Origin of the sequence: Bacillus sp. FJAT-29790, assembly GCF_019039215.1 — a bacterium.
GTDB lineage: Bacteria > Bacillota > Bacilli > Bacillales > Cytobacillaceae > Cytobacillus.
Genome location: NZ_JAHNZZ010000008.1, coordinates 10,563 through 17,807, shown reverse-complemented (window position 1 = coordinate 17,807; position 7,245 = coordinate 10,563). Strand labels below are relative to the sequence as shown.

Genomic DNA, 7,245 nt, shown 5'->3' with positions numbered 1-7,245 from the left:
CTTCTCAGCGCCGATGGTAGTTGGGGGCTCTCCCCCTGTGAGAGTAGGACGTCGCCAAGCAAATTGGAAGAGTACCACATGTGGTACTCTTTTTGTGTATAGGAATTCTTTTAGACGATTAGAAGAATGGAATCTAGCTACGGGTTAAAAGATAGATGGAGAATTGACTATGAATTAACTTGCCACGTCTAGGTAGCTTACAGGGCCTTACAAGGTCTGCGAAGAGGGAAGGATGAAGTTGGCGCGTAAGTCCACCATAATCGACTAGCAATCCCCCGGTTGATCAACGTGAAGGAACTAAGCATATAGTATAGAAAGATACTTGCAGGGTCCCATTGTAAATACTTCAAGAACTGAAAGTTTATTATGGTAAATTCGAGTTAAAAGAAATGAATATTCTTACAGGGAATTATCTTTAAATAACAATCCGAAATTTAAAACATGAAAGGAACAGGCAGGAATAAAAATACCACTTGTTCCTTTTTATTTTTTATTGTATTATTCCCAATTCGATTTTTACCTAAATCCTCTTTGCTGAGAAACTTCCGATGGCCCCATTCATGTTATGTGATTCACTGTTCAGTTCATTAAATCAAGTATTTCCAATAGAGTGTCAAAGCCTACTTTTTTAAATACTGATAGATTAAAAATGGCCCTTTCCTTGCGGTGATATGAAGGAAGGATTGAATAAACGGGTAATCTAGATTAGGCATCATCTTGATTAATTCGCTCCACCACTCTGTTTCGTAGCGGGCAATCATACTTAAATTGTATAGCAATAAATAATGTATTAGCAATTCTGGGTAATTATTCAATTGGCTTTTGGTTGATGGGAAGTGAAGCTTGTTATTTTCTAGGTTGTATTTAATTGGCAATAGTTCACTTGAATGTAGATGATTTAATTTAAAGTTTATTAATTTCCCTTCGGAACTTTGCTGTATGATATTCGAAGATGATTTCGATTGCCAGTAATCGATAAAGCGCGATTCAGTCATATGGAAATTGTCTAAGATGCTTTTTGGCAGAGAAAAAAGGTCCTCCTGCTGGTTAATTGATACAAATGTATTTTTTCCTTCTGTTTGAATAAACATCTGATTAAGTTCAGGTATTTGTTCAAGTAAATCCCTCATCGTTGCTTTTTCGGCCTCTAAATGTTTCATGTGAAACATTTTCTCCCCTATATATGGAAAAAGCCCACTCTTTTGAAACTTTACTTCATCTTGAAAAAAGCAATAATGCTGTTTCTTTCTTTTTCTTGTTGAAACACCGTGTGCAAGGACGGAGGTTGTTTCTGGATAGTTGGGATCTACGGTTAATATACAAGCCTTTATCAAATGAACCAGGCCATAAAAAAGCAGAATAGGCTGAATGATTAAGGGGGCAGTTTCAGCTTGCTTGTAATATACTTGGCCGTGTTCAAGGTAATAGATAAAAGGGTAACTATTTTCATAACTTTTTTGCTCCGCTAGTTCAAACGTTTGCAGTTGATAACAATTTTTCAAATAAGACTGAGTAGAGCTTGCCGAAAAAAAGGATAAAAATGAGTCCCAATTGTTATAGGGGAAGAGCAAAAATAACACCTCCAAATTATTAGAAAAGTCCAACATATCGAAGGGACCTTGACAGTATTTTGTCCAATTGATAACCTACTAATAATATTTTCGAGTCTAGGAGGTCAAAAAGATGTGGGAAAATAAATTTGTTAAAGAGGGTTTAACATTCGATGATGTATTGCTTGTTCCTGCTAAATCAGAGGTTCTTCCTCGCGATGTAAGTTTGCAGGTTGCATTGACCGAGAAACTCAAGCTCAATGTTCCGATTATCAGTGCGGGTATGGATACTGTGACTGAGGCGGAAATGGCTATTGCGATGGCTCGCCAGGGTGGACTTGGGATTATTCATAAAAATATGTCTATTGAGCAACAAGCCGAACAAGTTGATAAAGTAAAACGTTCAGAAAGCGGCGTTATTTCAGACCCATTTTTTCTCACTCCTGAACAACAAGTATTTGATGCTGAACATTTGATGGGAAAATACCGCATTTCCGGAGTACCTATCGTTAACAATCTTGAAGAACAAAAACTTGTTGGTATTTTAACAAACCGTGACCTTCGATTTATTCAAGATTACTCGATCATTATTTCAGATGTCATGACGAAGGAGAATCTTGTAACTGCTCCAGTTGGAACAACATTGGCTGAAGCAGAAAGTATCCTTCAGAAATATAAAATTGAAAAGCTCCCACTTGTTGATGACAATGGGATCCTTAAAGGGCTAATTACGATTAAGGATATCGAAAAAGTAATTGAATTCCCTAATTCGGCAAAAGACCAGCACGGACGTTTATTAGTAGGTGCTGCTGTTGGAGTAACGAAAGACACGATGAAACGTGTTGAATTGCTAGTTAAATCACAGGTTGATGTGATTGTGGTTGATACGGCTCATGGACATTCAAAAGGCGTATTCGATACGGTCCGTGAAATCCGCAGCGCTTATCCCGACCTTGCAATCATTGCCGGAAATGTGGCGACTGCAGAAGGAACAAAACATTTAATTGATGCCGGGGCAGATATTGTTAAAGTTGGGATTGGACCAGGTTCCATTTGTACGACAAGAGTGGTTGCGGGAGTTGGTGTTCCACAAATAACAGCCATCTATGACTGTGCAACGGAAGCACGAAAGCATGGGAAAGGGATTATTGCTGACGGTGGGATAAAATACTCCGGTGATATTGTAAAATCCCTTGCAGCTGGAGGGCATGCCGTAATGCTAGGAAGCCTATTAGCAGGTGTATCCGAAAGTCCGGGAGAAACGGAAATATTCCAAGGACGTCGCTTTAAAGTTTATCGCGGAATGGGTTCTGTCGCTTCGATGGAGAAAGGCTCAAAAGACCGTTACTTCCAAGAAGATAATAAAAAGTTTGTTCCGGAGGGAATTGAAGGGCGTCTTTCATATAAAGGACCGCTTGCAGATACAATTTATCAGCTTGTAGGCGGACTAAAGTCAGGCATGGGCTATTGCGGAACGAAGGACTTAGTGGAATTAAGAGAAAAAGCTCAGTTCATTAGAATGACTGGTGCAGGGCTTAGAGAGAGCCATCCACATGATGTTCAAATTACAAAAGAAGCGCCAAATTACTCTTTAACATAAGAAAGCATATCATTTAATAATAGCGGCAGAGAAGATGATTCTTCTCTGCCCTTTATATTTAGGCTGTTTTCGTGACGTTTGTTGCTTTTATAATGTGATTTTTATTTAATAATCTGAGTTGATTGGAGCGGAGGGCACTTGACTCCTCGAAAATGCTATCGCATTTCCTTCGTGCGTGGGCAGATTCAAGGATGTAAATGCTGTATCCTGCAGAAATAGAGGGAGCGGGAGATCCCGCAGGCGGTAACGCCGAGGAGGCTCCCGTTCCTCCCCTTCGGAAATAAACGGGCAAACTTTGAAGACTAAAAACAATATATATGCGAAAAAAACAGCCTATATTTACCAGGAAATGATCTTGTTGCAGGTTGCGGAGAACTTTGTGCACTTTTATTTTCTCGCCTATTTTAGGGATCACTGACCACAGCACTATGCTTTTATAATAGGGTGAAGGGCTTAGAAATAATAGGTAATTCCTCTAACTACTTTTTAAGATCGAGTTATGATAAAATAAAAAAAGTGTACTAAAATGTTGGAGGGCTTTTACATTGAAAAGAAACTTTTATCGTAAATATGTCGCTGGGATCCTTGCAATGATGATGGTGTTCGGGCTTTTCCCAAGTTTAAATAAAGCTCATGCAGAAGATATTTTGAATATTAATGCAGATGCTGCTATTTTAGTAGAAGCAGAGACAGGAAAGATATTATATGCAAAAAATGCAGACCAAGTACTTGGTATTGCAAGTATGACAAAAATGATGACTGAATATCTTCTCCTTGAAGCGATTAAAGAGGGACGGGTTAAATGGGACCAAGAATATGCAGTCAGCGAGTATGTCTGGAAGATTGCGCATGATACAAGCTTATCAAATGTCCCTTTGCGAAGAGACGGGAAATATAATATTCGTGAATTATATCAAGCAATGACTATTTATTCAGCGAATGCTGCAACGATTGCCATTGCTGAAACAATTGCTGGGTCGGAAGCGAATTTTGTCAAAATGATGAATGAAAAAGCAGCTGAACTAGGGTTAAAGGATTATAAGTTTGTCAATTCAACTGGTTTAAATAACTCAGATTTAAAAGGCTTTCATTCAGTAGGGAATATTGATGAAGAAAATGTAATGTCTGCCAGAGCAACTGCAAAATTAGCCTCTCGTTTACTGAGTGATTTCCCGGAAGTGTTGGAAACGGCTAGTACTCCTACATTGAAGTTTCGTGAAGGTACAGAAGATGAAATTAAGATGGATAATTGGAATTGGATGCTTCCAAGCCTTGTATATGGTTACGAAGGTGTGGACGGTTTAAAAACAGGTACGACAGAGTTTGCAGGATTATGCTTTACTGGTACAGCTATTCGAAATGGCAATCGCTATATTACCGTAATCATGAATGCAAAAGACGATAGCGGAAAAGGTATGAATAAAAAATCCCGATTTGATGAAACGAAGAAAATGTTTAACTATGCTTTTAGTAATTTTAGTAAAGAAGAGCTCGTTCCGAAAGGTTATCAAGTGAAGGGTAGTAAGACCTTACCTGTTATCAAAGGAAAAGAAGATAAGGTAAAGATTGAAACAAAAGATCCGATTAAGATGGTTGTTAAAAACGGCGAAAAAGAAAATTATAAACCGATTCTTATTCTAGATAAAAAGAAATTGAATGAAAAAGGCGAGTTGACTGCCCCAATTAAAAAGGGAGAAAAAGTCGGCTCTTTAACGATTGAATCGGCAAATGATCAAACATTGGGCTTTTTAACTCAAGAGGGAAAAAGTAAAATTCAAGTGGATGTTGTCGCAGCTCAAGATGTTGAAAAAGCGAATTGGTTTGTGCTCATGATGCGTGGAGTTGGAAGCTTTTTCGGAAATGTATGGGGAAGTATTTCATCGACTGTAAAAGGTTGGTTTTAATAAAAAGGGAGTTCTTGTCTTGACAGGGACTCCCTTTTGTTGTTTATTTACATTAGGGAAAGGGAATTATTCCGATTATTTTAAATTTATTCAGCAGAAGTCTCTAAACGATATAATTGGCGAGATGAATGCAAACAGGTATCCAATTCCGTGGGGATTTAAACCTTGGCTGAATAAAGCTAAGCCTACGGCAGACGCCCAAGATTTATTAAAGGAATTTATTGAGCAAGCTAAGGTAAAAATCTGGGCGCAAATACGCCAAGGCGAATTTGAAATATAATATTTCCCTTTTTAAACAATAATTTTGAAGTCATATTAACCCATCAATAGCAGATGGTATTTACGAAGGGGGATCATTATGAATACGGGTACAGATCGAGTTAAACGCGGAATGGCAGAAATGCAAAAGGGCGGCGTCATTATGGACGTTGTTAATGCTGAACAGGCAAAAATAGCTGAAGATGCGGGTGCTGTTGCAGTAATGGCACTAGAAAGAGTTCCATCCGATATCCGTGCGGCTGGCGGCGTGGCAAGAATGGCTGATCCTCGTATCATGGAGGAAGTTATGAATGCGGTTACGATTCCAGTTATGGCGAAAGCACGTATCGGCCATATCGTTGAAGCACGTGTACTTGAAGCTATGGGTGTAGATTATATAGATGAAAGTGAAGTTTTAACTCCTGCAGATGAAGAATACCATCTGAATAAGAAAGAGTATACCGTTCCATTTGTTTGCGGCTGCCGTGATCTTGGTGAAGCTGCACGCCGTATTGGTGAAGGAGCAGCTATGCTTCGTACGAAAGGTGAGCCGGGAACAGGAAACATTGTTGAGGCCGTTCGTCATATCCGCAAAGTGAATGCTCAAGTTCGCAAGGTTGCAGGAATGAATGAAGATGAATTAATGACAGAAGCTAAGCTGTTAGGCGCACCTTATGAGCTACTGCTTGAAATCAAACGTCTTGGCCGTCTTCCGGTTGTTAACTTTGCTGCCGGCGGTGTAGCAACACCAGCGGACGCTGCGTTAATGATGCAGCTTGGAGCGGACGGAGTATTCGTCGGTTCTGGTATTTTCAAATCGGAAAATCCAGCTAAATTTGCAAAAGCAATTGTTGAAGCAACAACTCACTATCAAGATTACAAATTAATTGCAGAGCTTTCAAAAGAGCTTGGTGCTCCAATGAAGGGAATTGAAATTTCTTCATTAGCTCCTGAAGCTCGTATGCAGGAACGCGGCTGGTAAGGAGAATTAATATGGTTAAGGTAGGAGTTCTTGGACTTCAAGGCGCTGTTAGAGAGCATGTTCAGTCTATTGAGGAATGCGGTGCTGAAGCTGTAGTCATTAAGCGCCAAGAGCAGCTGGCCGATGTGGACGGATTAATCCTTCCTGGCGGTGAAAGCACAACGATGCGCCTGTTAATCGATAAATATGACTTTATGGATAGTCTTAAGCAATTTGCAAGGTCAGGAAAACCAATGTTCGGAACGTGCGCTGGTTTGATTTTGCTGGCGAATCATATTCAGGGTCATGATGAGCCGCATATCGGCGCTATGGACGTAAAGGTAGAAAGAAATTCATTCGGCCGCCAGAAAGAAAGCTTTGAGGCGATTTTGGATATTGCCGGTGTAGCAGAAGAGTTCCCAGCTGTCTTTATTCGCGCACCGCATATTGTACAAGCCGGAGAGAATGTTGAAGTATTGGCTAAGCATAATGAGCGAATCGTAGCTGCTCGTGAAGGTCAGTTTCTTGGCTGTTCATTCCACCCTGAACTAACAGATGATCATCGCTTTACCGCTTACTTTATCAATATGGTCAAAGAGTCTAAATAAAAGCAATTTGCATATTTTAGTTGCAAAAGGTTAATAATTGTAGTACATTATGAATTACAAAAATTTCAATAGTAAAAGCAGTGAGAGGAACTAGTAGCAGGAAATTCGTTCTTAAGAGAGCCGGTGGCTGGTGGAAATCGGTGAATGAAGCTTGTGAATCCATCCTCGAGTAAAGTATGGAACACCTTCTAGAAGGGTAGTAAATACTTTCGGTTAAAAAAACCGTTATTATTTTAAGGTGGAAGGCTTTTGCTTTCAACTAGGGTGGCAACGCGGGTAACTCTCGTCCCTTTTTAGGGGACGGGAGTTTTTTGTGTTTTTTCCCTTTATTTTTAAGGCTGTTTTCGTAAAGTTTGTTGCTTTT

6 protein-coding genes and 1 other annotated feature are annotated in these 7,245 nt (G+C 39.6%); of the genes, 5 read left to right on the top strand and 1 reads right to left on the bottom strand.

Features of this window, described 5'->3' with window-relative positions:
* Positions 1-620: 620 nt before the first annotated feature.
* The gene (locus BGM26_RS21285) at positions 621-1,571 is read right to left on the bottom strand and encodes a YaaC family protein (protein WP_217042295.1); all 951 of its coding nucleotides are present in this window, start codon (positions 1,569-1,571) and stop codon (positions 621-623) included.
* Between the two features lie 112 nt (positions 1,572-1,683).
* On the opposite strand from BGM26_RS21285, the gene guaB reads away from it, so the two are divergent.
* The 5 genes from guaB to pdxT all read left to right on the top strand — a co-directional run bounded on the left by guaB (position 1,684) and on the right by pdxT (position 6,881).
* On the top strand, positions 1,684-3,150 hold the full coding sequence (guaB, locus tag BGM26_RS21280) for an IMP dehydrogenase (protein ID WP_217042294.1): 1,467 nt from the start codon (positions 1,684-1,686) through the stop codon (positions 3,148-3,150).
* 590 nt (positions 3,151-3,740) lie between these two features.
* Positions 3,741-5,054 carry a D-alanyl-D-alanine carboxypeptidase family protein gene (locus BGM26_RS21275; RefSeq protein WP_254119855.1) on the top strand — a complete coding sequence of 438 codons (1,314 nt, stop codon included), beginning with the start codon at positions 3,741-3,743 and terminating at the stop codon, positions 5,052-5,054.
* A 19-nt stretch (positions 5,055-5,073) separates the two neighbouring features.
* Positions 5,074-5,334, top strand: a complete 261-nt coding sequence (locus BGM26_RS21270) for a hypothetical protein (protein ID WP_217042293.1) — start codon at positions 5,074-5,076, stop codon at positions 5,332-5,334.
* Between the two features lie 75 nt (positions 5,335-5,409).
* A complete protein-coding gene (gene pdxS, locus BGM26_RS21265; RefSeq protein WP_217042297.1) occupies positions 5,410-6,294 on the top strand; it encodes a pyridoxal 5'-phosphate synthase lyase subunit PdxS in 885 nt (294 codons plus the stop codon).
* Positions 6,295-6,305: 11 nt separating this feature from the next.
* On the top strand, positions 6,306-6,881 hold the full coding sequence (gene pdxT, locus BGM26_RS21260; protein WP_217042292.1) for a pyridoxal 5'-phosphate synthase glutaminase subunit PdxT: 576 nt from the start codon (positions 6,306-6,308) through the stop codon (positions 6,879-6,881).
* A gap of 71 nt (positions 6,882-6,952) precedes the next feature.
* Positions 6,953-7,175 (top strand) — a binding site (T-box leader).
* Positions 7,176-7,245: the final 70 nt, after the last annotated feature.